The 15,574-nt window shown below is 62.9% G+C and carries 11 protein-coding genes and 1 pseudogene; 3 read left to right on the top strand and 9 right to left on the bottom strand.

Annotation, left to right across the window (positions count from 1 at the left end; all coding sequences use genetic code 11):
- The 4 genes and pseudogenes from VI480_RS00110 to VI480_RS00095 all read right to left on the bottom strand — a co-directional run.
- Window positions 1–263 (bottom strand): annotated as a pseudogene (locus VI480_RS00110) (ammonia channel protein); the annotation flags it as partial.
- 470 nt (window positions 264–733) lie between these two features.
- Window positions 734–907, bottom strand: coding sequence for a hypothetical protein (locus VI480_RS00105; protein WP_323670774.1), 174 nt, complete (start codon window positions 905–907; stop codon window positions 734–736).
- 26 nt (window positions 908–933) lie between these two features.
- Window positions 934–3,888: a hypothetical protein gene (locus VI480_RS00100; protein WP_323670773.1), complete on the bottom strand. Its 2,955-nt coding sequence runs from the start codon at window positions 3,886–3,888 to the stop codon at window positions 934–936.
- Window positions 3,885–4,550, bottom strand: coding sequence for a hypothetical protein (locus VI480_RS00095; RefSeq protein WP_323670772.1), 666 nt, complete (start codon window positions 4,548–4,550; stop codon window positions 3,885–3,887). Before VI480_RS00095 ends, VI480_RS00100 begins: the two co-directional genes overlap by 4 nt.
- 277 nt (window positions 4,551–4,827) lie before the next feature.
- Between VI480_RS00095 and VI480_RS00090 the strand changes: the two genes are divergently transcribed.
- Window positions 4,828–7,695: a DEAD/DEAH box helicase family protein gene (locus tag VI480_RS00090; protein ID WP_323670771.1), complete on the top strand. Its 2,868-nt coding sequence runs from the start codon at window positions 4,828–4,830 to the stop codon at window positions 7,693–7,695.
- Window positions 7,696–7,766: 71 nt separating this feature from the next.
- Complete coding sequence (locus tag VI480_RS00085; protein ID WP_323670770.1) at window positions 7,767–8,903, top strand: restriction endonuclease subunit S; 1,137 nt, start codon at window positions 7,767–7,769, stop codon at window positions 8,901–8,903.
- Between the two features lie 135 nt (window positions 8,904–9,038).
- Here the strand turns inward: VI480_RS00085 and VI480_RS00080 are convergent, their stop codons facing one another.
- From VI480_RS00080 to VI480_RS00070, 3 genes are all read right to left on the bottom strand, one after another.
- Entirely contained in the window at window positions 9,039–10,307 is a 1,269-nt protein-coding gene (locus VI480_RS00080; RefSeq protein WP_323670769.1) for a hypothetical protein, read from the bottom strand.
- Window positions 10,308–10,576: 269 nt separating this feature from the next.
- Window positions 10,577–11,704, bottom strand: coding sequence for an RES domain-containing protein (locus VI480_RS00075; protein WP_323670768.1), 1,128 nt, complete (start codon window positions 11,702–11,704; stop codon window positions 10,577–10,579).
- A gap of 275 nt (window positions 11,705–11,979) precedes the next feature.
- Window positions 11,980–12,444 (bottom strand): TIGR02391 family protein, encoded by a 465-nt coding sequence (locus VI480_RS00070; protein ID WP_323670767.1) that lies wholly within the window; start codon window positions 12,442–12,444, stop codon window positions 11,980–11,982.
- 373 nt (window positions 12,445–12,817) lie between these two features.
- Between VI480_RS00070 and VI480_RS00065 the strand changes: the two genes are divergently transcribed.
- The gene (locus tag VI480_RS00065; protein WP_323670766.1) at window positions 12,818–14,071 is read left to right on the top strand and encodes a class I SAM-dependent DNA methyltransferase; all 1,254 of its coding nucleotides are present in this window, start codon (window positions 12,818–12,820) and stop codon (window positions 14,069–14,071) included.
- 280 nt (window positions 14,072–14,351) lie between these two features.
- On the opposite strand, the gene VI480_RS00060 is transcribed toward VI480_RS00065, so the two are convergent.
- Complete coding sequence (locus VI480_RS00060; protein WP_323670765.1) at window positions 14,352–15,218, bottom strand: HNH endonuclease; 867 nt, start codon at window positions 15,216–15,218, stop codon at window positions 14,352–14,354.
- A 112-nt stretch (window positions 15,219–15,330) separates the two neighbouring features.
- The coding region (locus VI480_RS00055; RefSeq protein ID WP_323670764.1) for a MoaD/ThiS family protein at window positions 15,331–15,574 on the bottom strand (244 nt) is incomplete at its 5' end.

Here is a 15,574-nt window from a genome sequence, read left to right as displayed (position 1 = left end):
ATGTTGGTCACACCCGCCTGCATGCCGGTGGTGTCGAATGCCAGGCTGTAGCCGAACAGGACCCAGAGTATGGTGATCAGGGCTGTCAGGGCAAAGCACTGCATCAGCACGGAAAGGACGTTCTTGGCCCGGACCAGGCCGCCGTAGAACAGGGCCAGTCCGGGTATGTTCATGAATAGCACCAGAGCGGTCGCGGTCAGCAGCCAGGCGGTGTCTCCGGAGTCGAGTTGCGGGTGGGCGTCGGCAAGCGCCAAGGAAGGCATTCCGAAAACCAGCGCCAGCACCGACGCCAACGTAAACCGAAGCCGCCGCAGGGCCGGCCTGCAGCAAATCGATGATCTTTGAATAGGTAGCATGGTAGGTCTAACTCCTCAGTGGATTAGTTTGAAACCAAATTCTCGGCCCATGAGGCCTCGAATTCGAAAACTATAGGGATGGATGGGGAGGCCGCTGTGAGGCGGTGAGTTCTTGCGAGTGGCCAGAGTTTGTATACTACAGAAACGCTCCTGCTTCAAACGAATTGTTGGCCAAAAACCGGATTTGCCCGGGCAAAATTTTCTCTTCTCGATTCTGCGGTTGGGCTACCTCACTCCGGACCTGATTTCAACCGGAATTTCCCGCCAGGAGGATGAAGTTTGAAGGGAGAAGTTTGAAGGATGAAGTTTGAAGGTCGCCGGGCACAGGCGGGAAACCGGAGGATTGCTGGGACGGGTCTTGCCGGTTCGGACTTCCCCTAAGCCATCTGGAAGGCTCGAGCTCGAAACAGGAAGTCGACGATGTTGCCTTCATGGGGCTGATGCCAGTTGAGGCGAATGGTGGGAACCGGACCCAGATTGAGACGGTCGATGTTGCGGGCATCCACCAGAGCCCGCCGAAAGGACTCGTCTCGGGTGATCCCGCTGGCCACCAGGGTGGGACCGATGGAGTCGATCTCTAGGCAAGGTTCGTGAAGTCGTAGCGGCCGCGGGTGACGTAGTGGCTGATGATTGCTCCGCGGTGGTCGCGGGTCTCGTCGTCTTGGGCGTCCGTAGTGGCGATCAAGAGGGAGCGGACTGGGTCTTCCCAAGTGGCGTGGTCCCATTCATTGGCGGCGTTCTCGAGCATTCGAAGGACAAGCCTCGTGGCCGTCGCTGGCTTGAACGTTGCAATTTCTGCGAGGCGTTCAATGACGTCGTGTCCGAGCCAATCGGGGCTTCCGGCGGCGAGAGTGGTTTCGAGTGTGGCGAGCGACCAGTCGTCGTCGAGCTTCGAGGACACAAACGTGGGCGCGAAGACGCTGGCCTCGAGTGGATGGTGCTCGGGATCGTCGCCAATGGCATCGCATCGCCAGTCCCACAAGTCGCGAATGCGCTGTAGGACCTCGGCCGCGATATCGCCTTCAGTGTTTTGGAGTGCCCGTCCGACGAATTCCATGCTGTGAGCGGCTAGTTCATCGTTCGCGACCTCGAACCAGCGCTCGAGCAGCGCTCGAGGCAGCTGGCCCCGCCAATGGAAGGTGACGAGATGCTCGCCGAGCTTCTGGTCGGCTTCGTCAGAGTTCGATAGGTCCCGGCCGCCGCCGGAGGGAACTCGTTCGATCGCGGCCGCGTACTCGGTTCGCAGCAGGTCGAACATTGGGTCATAGGGCTGGCACCAGCAGATATATGTCTTCCACGCGGCATCCCGGAGACTGATGTGTTCCGACGACGCGGGGAATATGTCGTGACGATGCGCGTTGACCCATCCTTCGTCGATGAGGCCCAGCCAAGGCAGGTACTCGCCATAAACGGCGCGGACCGCCATCGAGGGATCGGTCGCCGGGTTGAGATGCTTCGCGAGAAGGTCGCGGACCTCGGGCATGTCGTCGAACCCGGATTCGTCGCCGGTGCCATCGTCGGCGATCTCGCGTCGGCACCAGAGCGCATAGGACATCACTGACCGCATCGCCTTGCCCCGGTTTGTGTTCATCGAAAGCGTGAGAGGGCCCATCGTGGCGGTCCTCGATGCCACATGGGCTTCATATGCCGGCGACGTTGTGTCCGTCAGCGGGTGCGGTCCCGAAACCTGCACGTTGGCGATGTTGGAGGCCTCGTATGCCGGTGACGGGTTCGGGTCGTTCATGAGTGTGGCGAGGATCTGCCAGACCGCCTCGCGGAAGCGGAAGGGAATGCGATTGTCTCTGTCGCCAATGCCTGTCTGGATCAGTGACGCGACTTCACCTCGCGCCCAGCGCCATCCCGAGTCGCGGTCCCAGTCGAATTCGTCGCTGTCTTCTTCGAAGGGGTGCTCCACGACCGACGACATCAGGCGCAGCACAGGCTCCCAGTCGAACTGCACGCCGTTCTTGATTGCCGATTGGAAGCCGTCTAGGCAGTGGCGAACGTAGGTGGGGTCCAGCGTCGCGAGGTTGTCGGCGACCACCGCAAACTCGGGTGTGCGTTCCGCGACAGCTTCCTTGAAAACGCGTCCGAGGTCCTCCATCGAGGCGCTGAAGTAACTTCGCTCGGCGTCGGGTCGCCAAGCTCTGAGGTAGTCGACGACCTTGGCCGGCGGCCAGGTGACCATCTCGTCTTTGGACACCGGGCTCTCTGGACCCCAGTCGGTTGTTGTCCATTTGAGGAAGTCGGGGTGCTCTGCGTCGCCGTAGCGCACGACGTGACTCCGGTACAGCGCCGCTGCTCGCTCGGGCAGGTAATCGGCCACGTAGCTCAACCGGTCTCGCTGCCAGCGAGCGACATAGCTGGATTCGTCGTCCTCGGTAGGGGCCGAGCCATTGGACGCAGTCCACAACTGGCGGAATCTCTCAAGATCGGGTCCGGTGTAGATCCAGTCGATATAACGTCGACGCGCCTCGTCGGCGGCGTCACCGAAGCGGTGCCGCAGCAGGGCTGCGTACTCGCGGCGCAGCCGGGAGTCGTCAAACAAGTCTCTGTCGGCAATGCGTTCGGTGACCAGTGCCCTGCAACCGTCGGCATGTGCCAGCACATGCAACGCGATGCGGCGATGTAGAGATGTCGCCTTCTCGAGCTGGATCACCACCGCTTCGAGCGCTTCTGCCGAGGTGCTCGCAAAGCGAACCGCTGCATCCCTCACCGCCGAGACAAGAAGGCTGGCGATGCCATGGTCGAGGTTCTGGGCGTGGTCTTCGACCGCCGGCCGCCAGATGTAGGAATGATTGGCCTCCTCGGCGAGTTCGCCTTCGAGTGAGCGCAGCCTCAGCGCACTGTTGAGCAATTCCGAAAATGCCTTGATGGCTTCGAGGCCTGCTGCATCCACGAGGTCAGGCAGGAACTGCCCGATTGCGTTGCCGTACGCCCAGTCGGATAGTTGACCGACAGGCTCGGGCCGCAGCAACGAAGCTGCTTCTTCGAATTCGTCGGGCAATTCCTCTTTCGCCTGCGGTTCGAGCCGCAGCAGTGCCTTCGCAACCCGGACGCTCATTTCGACTCGACCGATGCGCGCGAGACGCGAGATCGTCCCTGCAGCCTCATCTCCGAGTCCGTCCCCGAATCGGTGGACCATACGCACCTCGAGCCACTCCAGGACTTTCGGAGAGAGCTGAGCGAAGTGGTTGTCGGGCAGCGCTCCCACGATCCTTAATGCGGTCTGTGTCGAGAGTGGATTGTCCGACGGCGGCAATGCCTGAAGGACCGTGAGCACTGCATCCGGAGCGAACGGGGCCATGCGCGCGAGGTAGCGCCCCTCCGGCCAAGGCAAGAGCCGAATGGTGCTCTGCTCTCGGTCATGCACCGGACCTGGCGGTGCGTCGAAGTAGCCGCGCTTCGCTAGGGGTTTAATCCACTCAGGATTCTCCAGCCGGTCGAAGAAGTACGTCCGATTCTCTTGACGTGCAGCCTGCGCTTGCAGCCGGGCCAGTTGGGCGTCGTCGGGCGGGATCCAAGCACTCATTGACTGTTCGCCTCCCGCAGCAACTCATCTAGGTCTGCAATGTTCTCCTGAGCGCGCTTCGAGATCACCATCAGAAATCGCTCGAACGCCAAGAAGTTGGCTGTCCACTCTTCGTCTGCACTCGCTGGCAGCGTCTCGTTTCGAGCGTGTGCGAATTGCTCGGCGAACCTAGATGCGTCTCGCCAGTCCTTCCAAACGTGTTGAGGGTGGGGGCCTGGACCGGCGAGCGCCTCAAAACGGGGCATTCTGAGCGCGTCCCGGCTTGCTTCGAGTTCAGTGTGATGCGCCACCAGACGTCCCACTGCAGAGATGAACGCAGGGGACACCAGGCGGTCAGCCTCTGTTAGGGCTACTTCTGCAGGCTCGTCGATCGAAGGCCCGGATCCATCTGCTGCGAGCCCCTCTTCGGCCCATTGCTCACACAGCTTCCCTACGTACTTTGGATACTTCGACTTGGGACGCTCGAGCGCTCCATCGAGTGCATCGGGCAGGCGGTTCTTGATCTCGCGGATTGCATGTGCGATGAAGTGAACCCTGCCGGGGAATCTCTCGTCCATCGCCATCCGCAGCGCCGCCAAGTACAGCGGGGCGAGGTGAGGCGCTTTCCGATCCAGCCAGCTGCGAAGCCCCGCACGATCGGGGTTCCACCACTCCTCTGTCATTTCTGAGGCCATTACAGGCGCGCCGTCGACTCTGGGTCCATCGTCGGGTGGCCCGCAATTGAACACGCTCACATGATGCCCCCATTGGCCTGTCGCGCCGCGGTGACTTTCTCCGGCCAGAGGTCCGCTTCATCGTGAAGTCATCGGCATACGCGGTTTCGAGCAACCGCGGTACCACGATGCCGCCCGGAGCGGCGTGCCATTGCAGTCTTCGATGCGGCACCGGCGCACATGAGCTGCCGGGCGCCTCTTCCGCCATTCGGTTCAAGATCGTACGATGGCCGCTGGTGTGCGGGTTGGCGGTCATGACTTCGGGGGTGCTGTGAGCGAGTACATGTCGCCCGAGCAGCTGGCCCGCCGGGACATCGACGAGCAATTGCGGGACTGCGGTTGGGTGGTGCAGGACTACAAGGCGGCGGCGGTGGCTGCGGCTCAGGGTGTCGCTGTTCGTGAGGTGCCGACGGCGGCGGGGCGGGCGGACTATGTGCTGTTTGTGGACAGCCAGGCGGTCGGAGTCATCGAGGCCAAGAAGACTGGCAGCACCTTGACCGGTGTGGAGTTCCAGACTCGCAAGTACCGCAGGGCATTCCCTGAGGAGCTGGAGGCATTCGAGGTCGACGGAGCGTTGCCGTTCGGCTACGAGTCGACCGGTACCGAGACGCGATTTACGAGTGGTCTGGACCCGGTTCCGGCGAGCCGTCGGGTGTTCACGTTCCATCATCCCGAATCGCTCGCTCGCTGGCACGACGACTACGTCGAGGGTCGCGGTGCCGGTCTGCGTGCCGGCATCCCGCTCTTGCCGGATCTTGACGCCGATGCTGGGCGGCTGTGGCCGGCCCAGCAAGAGGCCGTCGGGAATCTTGAGCAGTCGTTCAAGGACAACCGCCCTCGGGCTCTGATCCAGATGGCGACCGGTTCGGGCAAGACGTTCACTGCCGCCAATGTCTGTTATCGCCTGCTGCGCTACGCGGATGCCCAGCGGATTCTCTTCCTGGTGGACCGGGCGAATCTTGGCCGCCAGGCGCTGCGGGAATTCCAAGGATTCGTCACGCCTGATGGCGGTCGCAAGTTCACCGAGCTGTACAACGTCCGCCATCTCACGTCATCTCGGCTCGACATGGCGAACGAGGCGGCCACGAAGGTGCATATCTGCACGGTCCAGCGGCTGTATTCGATCCTGCAAGGTGACGACGAGCCCGACGACGCCTTCGATGAGACGAGCGGTTTCGAGACCGCTCGGTCTGAGCCGGTCGAGGTCTCGTACAACCCGGCAGTGCCGGTCGAGTCCTACGACCTGATCATCATCGACGAGTGCCACCGCTCCATCTACGGCGTGTGGCGCCAGGTGCTGGAGTACTTCGACGCTTTCCTCGTGGGTCTGACGGCCACTCCGAGCAAGCAGACGTTCGGGTTCTTCGACCAGAACCTCGTGATGGAGTACGGGCACGCTCAGGCGGTGGCCGACCGCGTGAACGTGGACTTCGACGTGTTCCGCATCCGCACCGAGATCACCGAGGGCGGCAGCGCTGTGCCGGCTGGTTTCGTGACCGAGTTCCGCGACCGAGACACCCGCGAGCGTCGCTGGCAGAGGATCGACCGAGACCTTCCCTATGCGGCCGCCCAACTCGACCGGCAGGTCGTGGCGCCCGATCAGATCCGCACGGTCGTGCGAACGCTGCGTGATTCGCTGCCGGTCATGTTTCCCGACCGCGAGCGTCATCCCGACGATTCCAGCTTGCTGCGTCACATTCCCAAGACGCTGATCTTCGCGAAGGACGACACCCACGCCGACGACATCGTCCAGATGGTCCGGCAGGAGTTCAACCTCGGCATTGACGGCGCGGTGAAGATCACCTACCGCTCTGGAGACGCCGGCAACAAGCCCGAGGAGCTGCTGGCCCAGTTCCGGACTGGCTACGAGCCGCGCATCGCGGTGACGGTGGACATGATCGCAACCGGCACCGATGTGAAGCCGATTGAGTGCGTGGTGTTCATGCGCATGGTGCGCAGCCGCAACTTCTTCGAGCAGATGAAGGGACGGGGTGTGCGGGTGATCGACAGCGACCAGCTGCAGTCGGTCACCCCCGATGCCGCCGCCAAGGATCGCTTCGTGATCGTGGACGCGGTCGGCGTGACCGAGGCCGACCTGCACGACACCGTGCCGATGGAGCGCCAGCCGACGGTCAGTCTCGACAAGCTGCTCGCCCAGATCGGCTTGGGATCGGTGCAGCCGGAGGTGGTGTCGTCCGCGGCGTCCCGGATCGCCCGGCTGGACCGGCGGATGACCGCCACTGATCGGGCCGAGGTCGAGAAGGTCGCCGGAGTCGCGCTGGCGGACCTCGTGCGCGGCCTGGTGGACGCGCTCGATGTCGATCTTCAGCACGCCGCGGCAGCCGCCGAAGCCGGCGGCGATCCCACACCCGATCAAGTCAATGCCGCCGGCGCAGCGATGATCCGCGAGGCGGTGAAGCCGCTGGCAGCCAACGCCGCGCTGTGCGAGAAGCTGGTCGACGTCCGCCGCAGCTACGAGCAGGCCATCGATACCGCCTCGAAGGACCAGGTGATCGCCAACAAGTTCTCGAAGGACGCGACCGATCGTGCCCGGGTCCAGGTTGAGTCGTGGCGGCAGTTCATCGAAGACAACAAGGACGAGATCACCGCGCTGGGCGTGCTCTACAGCCAGCCCTATGGCGGGGGACTGAGCCACGACGATGTCAAGGAGCTGGCGAACGCGATCAAGCGGCCGCCGCAGAACTGGACCCCGGACGCGCTGTGGCAGGCGTACGAGACCCTCGACAAGTCCAAGGTGCGCGGCTCGGGCCACCGCGTCAGGACCGATCTGGTGAGCCTCGTCCGTTATGCGCTCGGCGAGGCAGACATGCTCGTGTCCTACCCGGAACTCGTCGACGAGCGCTTCGAGGCGTGGCTGTTGCAGCAGTCCAGCGCCGGCCGCACGTTCTCCCAAGAACAGGCGGCGTATTTGGAGTTGATCAAGCGCCGCATCGCCACCAACCTCGGCATCGCGCCCGGCGAATTGATGGAACCGCCCTTCAGCAGCGAAGGCGGCCTCGGCAAGGCCAAGCAGCTCTTCGGCGACCAACTTGACGCTCTGCTCGACGAACTCACCGCCGCCCTCGCCGCATGACGGACGATTTGCCTAGCGGCTGGGAGGTGGCGTGCCTCGGTGATTTGTGTACGCCCCGCGTGGGCAAAGTCATGCCGGCAGAGGATGACTCGCGCCCCTACCTCTCACTTGACAACATCGCTGGCGAGGTGGGTCGCATCGAGGGATGGGAATGTGCAGGCGACTATCGATCGCAGTCGGTCGAACTGTCGCCGGGGGATGTCGCCTACGCACGCTTGCGCCCGTACCTCAACAAGGTGGCGATGGTCGATCGCGCAGCGCTCGGCTCGGCCGAACTGATTGTCCTGCCGCCGTCAGACGCGCTAGTGCCGGAGTTCCTTCGGCACCAGCTCTCGAGTTCAAGGTTTGTGAAGTTCGCGCAGGAAGAAAGCACAGGAGATCGGCCTCGCCTCAAGTGGCGTCAAATGCGCCACTATGCGTTCGCAGTGCCGTCGCTTGCCGAGCAGCGTCGAATCGTCGCCGCGATCGAAGAGCACTTCTCCCGCCTCGACGCCGTCGAGTCCTCTCTCGTCGATACTCGCCGGCGATTGGATGTGCTGCGGGGCATCACGATGGATCGGGCGTTCTACGACGCCGAGGCCGAGCGCGCGGTCAAGATTGGTGACTTGGCCGAAGTCTCGGGTGGCATCCAGAAGCAACCCAAACGGCGGCCTCGCCAGAATCGATACCCGTTCTTGCGAGTCGCCAATGTCGGACGTGGGCAACTGGACCTCGCGGAGGTGCATGAGGTTGAGCTCTTCGAGGGCGAAATCGCTCGCTTCCGGCTCGAGCAGGGCGACCTGCTCGTGGTCGAGGGCAACGGCAGCGTGAATCAGATCGGCCGAGCAGCTTTGTGGGGTGGCGAGGTCGACGACTGCGTCCACCAGAACCACCTCATCCGCGTGCGACCGGGAGACGAACTGCTTCCGGAGTACTTGGCGCTGTGCTGGAACGCGCCGCGCACCGCCAATCAGGTCCGCGCGGTCGCTAGTTCAACAAGCGGGCTGTACACGCTCAGCACGAGCAAGGTGAAATCGGTCGGTATCCCGGTCGTCCCTCTGTCCGATCAACGGCGCATCGTCGATCAACTTGGCATCCTGCTGAATGGCATCGAGCAAGCTCGCGCAGCAGCAGTCAACGCTCAATCCCGCGCTCTCACCCTGCGACGCTCAATCCTGTCGCAGGCATTCTCGGGCCAGCTCATGTCGCAAGTTCTTGATGTCGCATAGACCAGCGAGCCTGCGCGAGCTCGCGCCGGGGGAACGTGTCGGCCGCCAATCGGCGGTCATCTCGCGGGAGCGGCGGCGTTCGCTCGGTGGATTGCGGGGATACGTGCAAGCAAGTGAGGAGCCCCTCGGGCTACGTCATGCGGTGTCGTCGGTGACTGGTTCGAAGTAGCGCTGCGGTGCCCAGATGCCGACGTGCCAGCGCGCATCAGCGATTTCTCGCGGCGCTCTGTCTCCTTCGGGGTCGAGATGGACCATGCGGAACTTCATGTCGCATTGTTCGTCGTCGACGGTTGCGATGCCGCAGATATCGGCGGCGCCCGGCAGTAAGTGTGTAACGGAGGTGATGGACCAGGCAGTGATCTCGTGCGGCCCGAACCAGGACTTGGTTTCGGAGATGGCTTGGCCGTTGGTGCGTCGCTCGCGGAGGACCGGCGGCATGAATTCGGTCACGATTCCCCACTGGCGGCGCTCCCACGCCTCGAGGAAGCACTTTGCTTGAAGCACGGCTTCGTCTGCGGCGAAGCGAGCATCTGAGTGCTCGATCGTCTGTTCGACATGTTGCTCGTCGCGTTTTCTCGCCTCGGCGTTTCTTTTGATGCTGGCCAAGGCCTCCCGCCATGTCGGCTTGGGTTCTTGGGGTTCTGCTGCCTTTGTCGTCGCTGTTGCCCAGTCTGCGACAGCGAAGAGCATGTTCCACGCCTTGGTGGCGACGACCTCGTTGTCGAAGTTGACAACCATGCCGTGCATGATCCCGTTACGGCACAGCTCGAACACTTCTGTGTCGATGCGCTTCTTGACGGTCACGCCGAACGTCTCCATGGCGCGGGAGAAGCCTTGGTGGTGTCCGACGATGCTGTCCCATGCCGCCATCTCGATTGGCTCGCGTGCGTGGAGGCCCTTGCGGTTCTCGGCTTCGAAGTCGTTGACGAAGCCGTCCATCACGGCAATCAGGTGAAAAACGCAGCTGTCGAATTCGCTGGCGCCGTAGTGCTCAAGTGCACGCTCGATCTGTCGGCGGCGAGTGCTCAGTCCCTCATGTGTGTAGAGCCGCTGCAAGCGCCAAGTGAAGAACTCGTCTCGCCGGTAGAGCTCAATCAGCCGCTTTTCGGCAGTGTCGGGGTCTGGAGCCTCGGCGAGGAGTTGCTCGATTTCGTCTACGGGCAGAGCGTCATGGAAGATCCAATTGCGCGGCCCGAGTCGCTCATAGAACCTGTCCACCAAAGCGCCCAACCGGTTCAGCTCCCGCTCGATATCGAGGAGTTGAGGCCGCAGGTGGCGGGCGAAGAACCGCGTCAGGAACGTGGCGCCCTTCACCAACTGGGACATCTCCCGGAATGACGGCAAGTCGCGCGCCGAGCCGTATGGCGGGGGATCCCCGGCATCGCCAGCTCGTTGTTCGTTCACCTCCTCAGAGTAACGAACGCTTGTCCGCACTTCAGATCGCCCGGAGTGCACACCATGATGCGTGTTGAGGGCGAAGGCCGGTCAGTCTCTCTTGGGACTACTGCAAGGCTGCGATGAGGCGCTCGCGTTGGTCGTGGCGGACGTAGGCGAGGCTCTGCGGCGGGCGGAAGTTGCCGGCCCGGCGAAGCGAATAAAGCGAAATGGGTGCGGACAGTGTGTATGGCTCGCCCGATACAACACCACCAGACGCCACACCAGCCTCGACAACCTCACACCCGGCCAGCACGAACAACAGTACCGCCAACCCGCGGGAACCACGACCGCCCTATCCACCTGACAAGCAAACAGGGGGAAGTGCCCTCAGTCTGAACGAGCTTGACGGATGGCGGGTCTTGCCGGTCGGGTCGCCCGAATAACACCCAGTTGATGCCGCCGCCAGGTTTTGCTGAGGGGTAGCGAACGGCATCAAGGCCGTGTCCGCCAGCCACGGGCATACCGAAGCGCAGGTACTCCGCCAACACTTGGGTCGCCAGGTAGGAGTTGGCGTCGCCGATCTTCGGGTCGGGGGGACGGTCTATTCGCTTGACGAATTCGCGTAGGAATAAGACGAAGGGCCGCTTCTTCGAGAGGGGATAGTCGAACAGGTTCGGCAGCGTAGGTTTCTCGGCAAAGTCGGCGTATATCAGTGGTCGCGTCGTGACCCACTTGCCGACCGACACCTGCTTGGTGCGATTGGCGAGGACTTCCTCAACGGCCGTGGCTCTGTCCTCGGCCGCGTAGAAGTGCGACACGCCTGCCGCGCTCATCCGTTGGGGGCCTGTGTGCTTCGGAGGCGGTGAGCCGAGCTTCTTCGCCGATGTCAGGATCTTCCTAGCGGCACGTGCCCGGTAGAGCACCTGTTCGGGTTTGCATGTCTTGACGAAGTTCGATTCGACCTCTGCCGCGAGCTTGGCCAAGAACCCGAACAGGCTCTGTACCGGCTCCTCGCCCATCTCGGCCTCGGAGAGCGAGAACAGGAACCTCGGACCGTCGATGAGCCGCCGCTCGAATGAGTCCCAACCCCACACAAGTTGTTCGTGGTACTCGCCCACCTGTGAGTCGAGTCGGTACCAGTCGTGCTCGACCAGCTTCTCGAACTCTTGCTCCAGTACGCTCCCGTCGGCGAAGGGGCTGTCCACGTCATTGAGCACCTCCCACGTCTCCAGCTTCGTGATTCCGAAGTGCTGGTCTTCTTCCGTGTCGTAGAAGAGTGGGCCATGCCATGGATCGCCGTACTCTTGGCCCAGGCAGCGGTAGACGTACTCGAACACGTCAGTGTCCCTGGCGAACGGACCGAGTGTGCCGCCGCAATAGCCACAGATCTCGTCGTTGTGGATGCGGAACACCTTCTCACGCACTGCGCAGTCGGTGACGCACTCGCTGCAGACCAGATCGTCGCGGCCACTGAACTTCTCGTACTTCTCGATCGGCGCAGCGGCGCGTGGCCACTCGGGCCAGTCTCTGTGGGCTTCCTCAGCGTCTGACGGCGGCACTGTCACCGCCTCAGCCGACAGCACGTCGGAAGGAGTGACGGCTGCCTGCGAGGCACATAGCGGGAGTCCAGACCCGCAGCTCGGACAGGAGACTGTGTCCTATAGATCCATGTCGACATGGTGAAGTGGCCAGAAGCGGGTCACTCAGGACGCTGTACTTCAGCATCAGTGACCCAGCGCGCCAGCAAGCTGAGCGCACTGAGAGTCTCGATAGTGGCCTCCGGTTCCGGCTCGCGATCCGGCGGGTGATGCAGATTGAGGTTACGAATGCGCCCGGCGCACCCTTTCGCAAAATCCATTGCGCCGATGTGCAGGTTGCGCCATTCGTCCGTTGAAGGGTCTGATGCCTGGGTGACGAAACGCAACCGAGGGTGTCCCGCCTTCGGCTCCGCCGCAGAAAACGATTCCTGGGCCAGCTCGGTGAGGGTGCCAGTGGGAATGCCGAGCAGTTGTCGCCAGCGGACCTCGACGTTCTGCGCTGCAGCGAGGATCGCTTGCTTTCGGTGCCCGTCCTCAAAGAGCGGTTCGGCCGCCTCCGCGACCCATGGATGCAGATCCACGAGCCGCAAGCCGATGACGCGATTGCGGTCCATGAGCGCCGCCAAATTTAGCGTCGTACGTGCCACCGGCAGCAGCTCGCCGAACAGCTCCCGTTCGCGCCGACGGCGTCTCGGCTCGATGTCAACGCTCCACACCATTCGTTGACGCACCCATTCCATGTTCTCGTATTGTTCGTTGTCCGTGCCCAAGACAGCCTGGATTGCATTCTGAACGCGGAGGCACCAGATCCACACTGATTCGGCCGTTCGCGACGTCTTGGTCGGATACTCATCGACCAAGACCTGAAAGAGCCAGTGCACGAGACTGCACGCTAGGGGCGAACAACGCTCCGGCTGGGAGACCGACCGCAGCACTGCCGTCCGGGTGACGTAGCGTGAGCCGATGCCTGCGCAGGACCCGAAGACGTAGCGTGAGCCGATGCCTGCGCAGGACCCGAAGACGATGGTGCAGAAGCTGTGGGACTTCTGCGATGTGCTGCGCGACGACGGCTTGTCCTACGGCGATTATCTGGAGCAGCTCACGTATTTGCTGTTCTTGAAGATGGCCGATGAGCAGTTCGTGATGCTCGGAGGCGACCGCATCGTTGCTGTGGAGCATGACTGGCAGTCGTTGCTGAGTCGCTCCGGGTCGGATCTCGAGAAGCACTACAGCGAGTGCTTGTCGGCGCTGGGCACGAGCGAGGACATGCTCGGTGTGGTTTTCCACAAGGCCCGCAACCGCATCCAGACTCCGGCCAAGCTAGAGCAGCTCGTCAAGGAGTTCATCGACCAGCACGAGTGGATGAGCTACGACGCCGATCTCAAGGGCGATGCGTACGAGGGCTTGATCGAGAAGACCGCTCAGGAGGGCGCCAGGGGCGCGGGCCAGTACTTCACTCCAAGGGCGCTCATCAACGCCATCGTCGATGTGATGGCGCCCGAGCCCGGCCACCGCATCTGCGACCCGGCCTGCGGCACCGGCGGGTTCTTCCTGGGTGCGTACCGGTCGATCGTGGAGCGGTTCCCGCACTTGGAGCCCGACCAAGTTGAGCATCTGCGCTCGGGTGCTTTCACCGGGTGGGAGATCGCCGATCTGCCTGCCCGTCTTTGCGCGATGAACATGCTGCTGCACGGCATCGAGAGCCCCGAGTCCGACTCGCCGATCGTCGTGGACGACGCTCTGCGGGACTCTCCCGGCAAGCCGTTCGACATGGTGCTGACCAACCCGCCGTTCGGCCGGTCGTCATCCGACAGCTACGAGCGCGAGGACTTCTGGGCGACTACCCGCAACAAGCAGCTCAACTTCGTCCAGCACGTCGTGAGCCTGCTGCGCATCGGCGGCGACGCCGCAGTGGTGGTGCCCGACAACGTGCTCTTCGAGGCCGGTGCCGGCGAGACGATCCGCCGCCGGCTGCTGCACGACTGCGAGGTCCACACCCTGCTGAGGCTGCCGACAGGGATCTTCTACGCCCAGGGCGTGAAGGCCAATGTGCTGTTCTTCCGCCGCCGCGAGGGCGCCGAGGACCCATGGACGCGAGAGCTGTGGGTGTACGACCTGCGCACCAACAAACACTTCACGCTCAAGCAGAACCCGCTCACCAGAGCCGACCTCGACGACTTTGTCGCTTGCTATCGGGCCGACGCCCGCCACCAGCGCACCGAGTCCGAACGGTTCAAGCGCTACCCCCATTGACGAGCTGATCGCCCGCGACAAAGTCAGCCTCGACCTGTTCTGGCTACGAGACGAGAGCCTCGAGGACGCCGACAACCTGCCGCCCCCAGAGGTCCTCGCCGCCGAGATAGCCGAAGACCTCGAAGCCGCCCTCGCCGAGATCCAAGCCCTCGCCGAGAGTCTCGCCGCTTCAACCAATCCTGAGTGAGCGACGGGCTCCGGCCAGGTTGTCTTGAGCCTGCTCGACGAGCCAAGACGGGCGGCATCTGCCCGGTCGAGACGATGTTTGAGCCAGCGCGCCTCAACCGTTGTTGGATCTCTCCGGCCGAAGAAGTTCGCGCAGCTCTTCCACAGTGAGAGTGCGGTCCTTGGGTCGGTGAAGCATGGCGTGGCAGTTGGGACACACCGGCCGCAGGTCTCTGATGGGGTCGACGCGATAGTTGGGAACCATCGCGACTTGGTGTAGCGGGATGACGTGGTGAACGTGCATGTAGCCGCGACCTAGGTCGCCGTAGCGTTCCTCGAAGTCGAGATCGCATACTCGGCAGCGGTACCCGAAGTGCTCCAGGCAGGCCGCGCGGTTCTCGACGTTACGTTCGTATCGAATGACCTCAATGCGTTCCGCCGCCCCTTCCGGGACTGCTCGGCCGCCGAGACTCTGCAAGCCTGCTTCATCGCCTGAAAGCGATGGGACGGCAATGTTCAACAGTCGAGATGCTGGATGCTTGTCCTTGTCAATCTCGAACAGAGTTCCGCCTGAATTGATCGAGCCCACTAGGTCGCCCAAGTCGCGCCTGTGCACCCTCTCGGCCAACCACTCGACAGGCAACCGGTGATGAACGCCGGGACCATGAGCCGCATCGTGCTCGTATGCGCCGGTGACCTGCCCGATTGCGACGTACTGATTCTTGTCACGGTCCTTGAGCGGCATGACGACGATGTCGCTTCGCTCGATCTCGTCGCGGAAAGCAAGCAGTTTGGCCACTTGGCGCCCGACACTCCTGTTGTGGCTTCGTTCGTATCCGCTTGGATCGCCACTTGAGAACTTTTGCTTGAGCGATTCCTTCGTCGGATAGTTCCGAAGGTCGCCGACGAAGTCCCACTCGATGGTCACGATGTCGTGCTGCAGATTGTGCTTGACGTGCTGCCCTTTGTCGCCTGCGCGCACAACCCATGCACGAACTCTTGAACCAGCCCTAGACGTGGCGCTCATTGTGAACTTGCCCATCGAGAAAATCGTGGGCAGGTACGCGGAGTCGGCGCAGCCATGGTGCGGTGGCCTATCCGCCCGCTAGCGGGCGGACTAGATGCACCTCTGACGTTGGGGTGAGCTCTTCGAGCCAGGGGTCGGGGATGATCTCGCCGTCGATGGCGACTGCGGTGGACGACGTCTCGACGAGGTGCGCGTTCAGCGACGGGAACAGCTCTGCGAGTTGCCGCACCAGGTCGCGCACGTTCGCCGCTTCGATGGTGACCTCAGGTGTCCCGCCGGTGTGCTGGCGCTGGTCGGTCGAGAAGTGAACG

Origin of the sequence: Candidatus Poriferisodalis multihospitum (genome assembly GCF_028283155.1) — a bacterium.
GTDB lineage: Bacteria > Actinomycetota > Acidimicrobiia > Acidimicrobiales > Poriferisodalaceae > Poriferisodalis > Poriferisodalis multihospitum.
The sequence above is the reverse complement of the archived record's forward strand: the minus strand, read 5'-3'. Positions and strand labels throughout refer to the sequence as shown.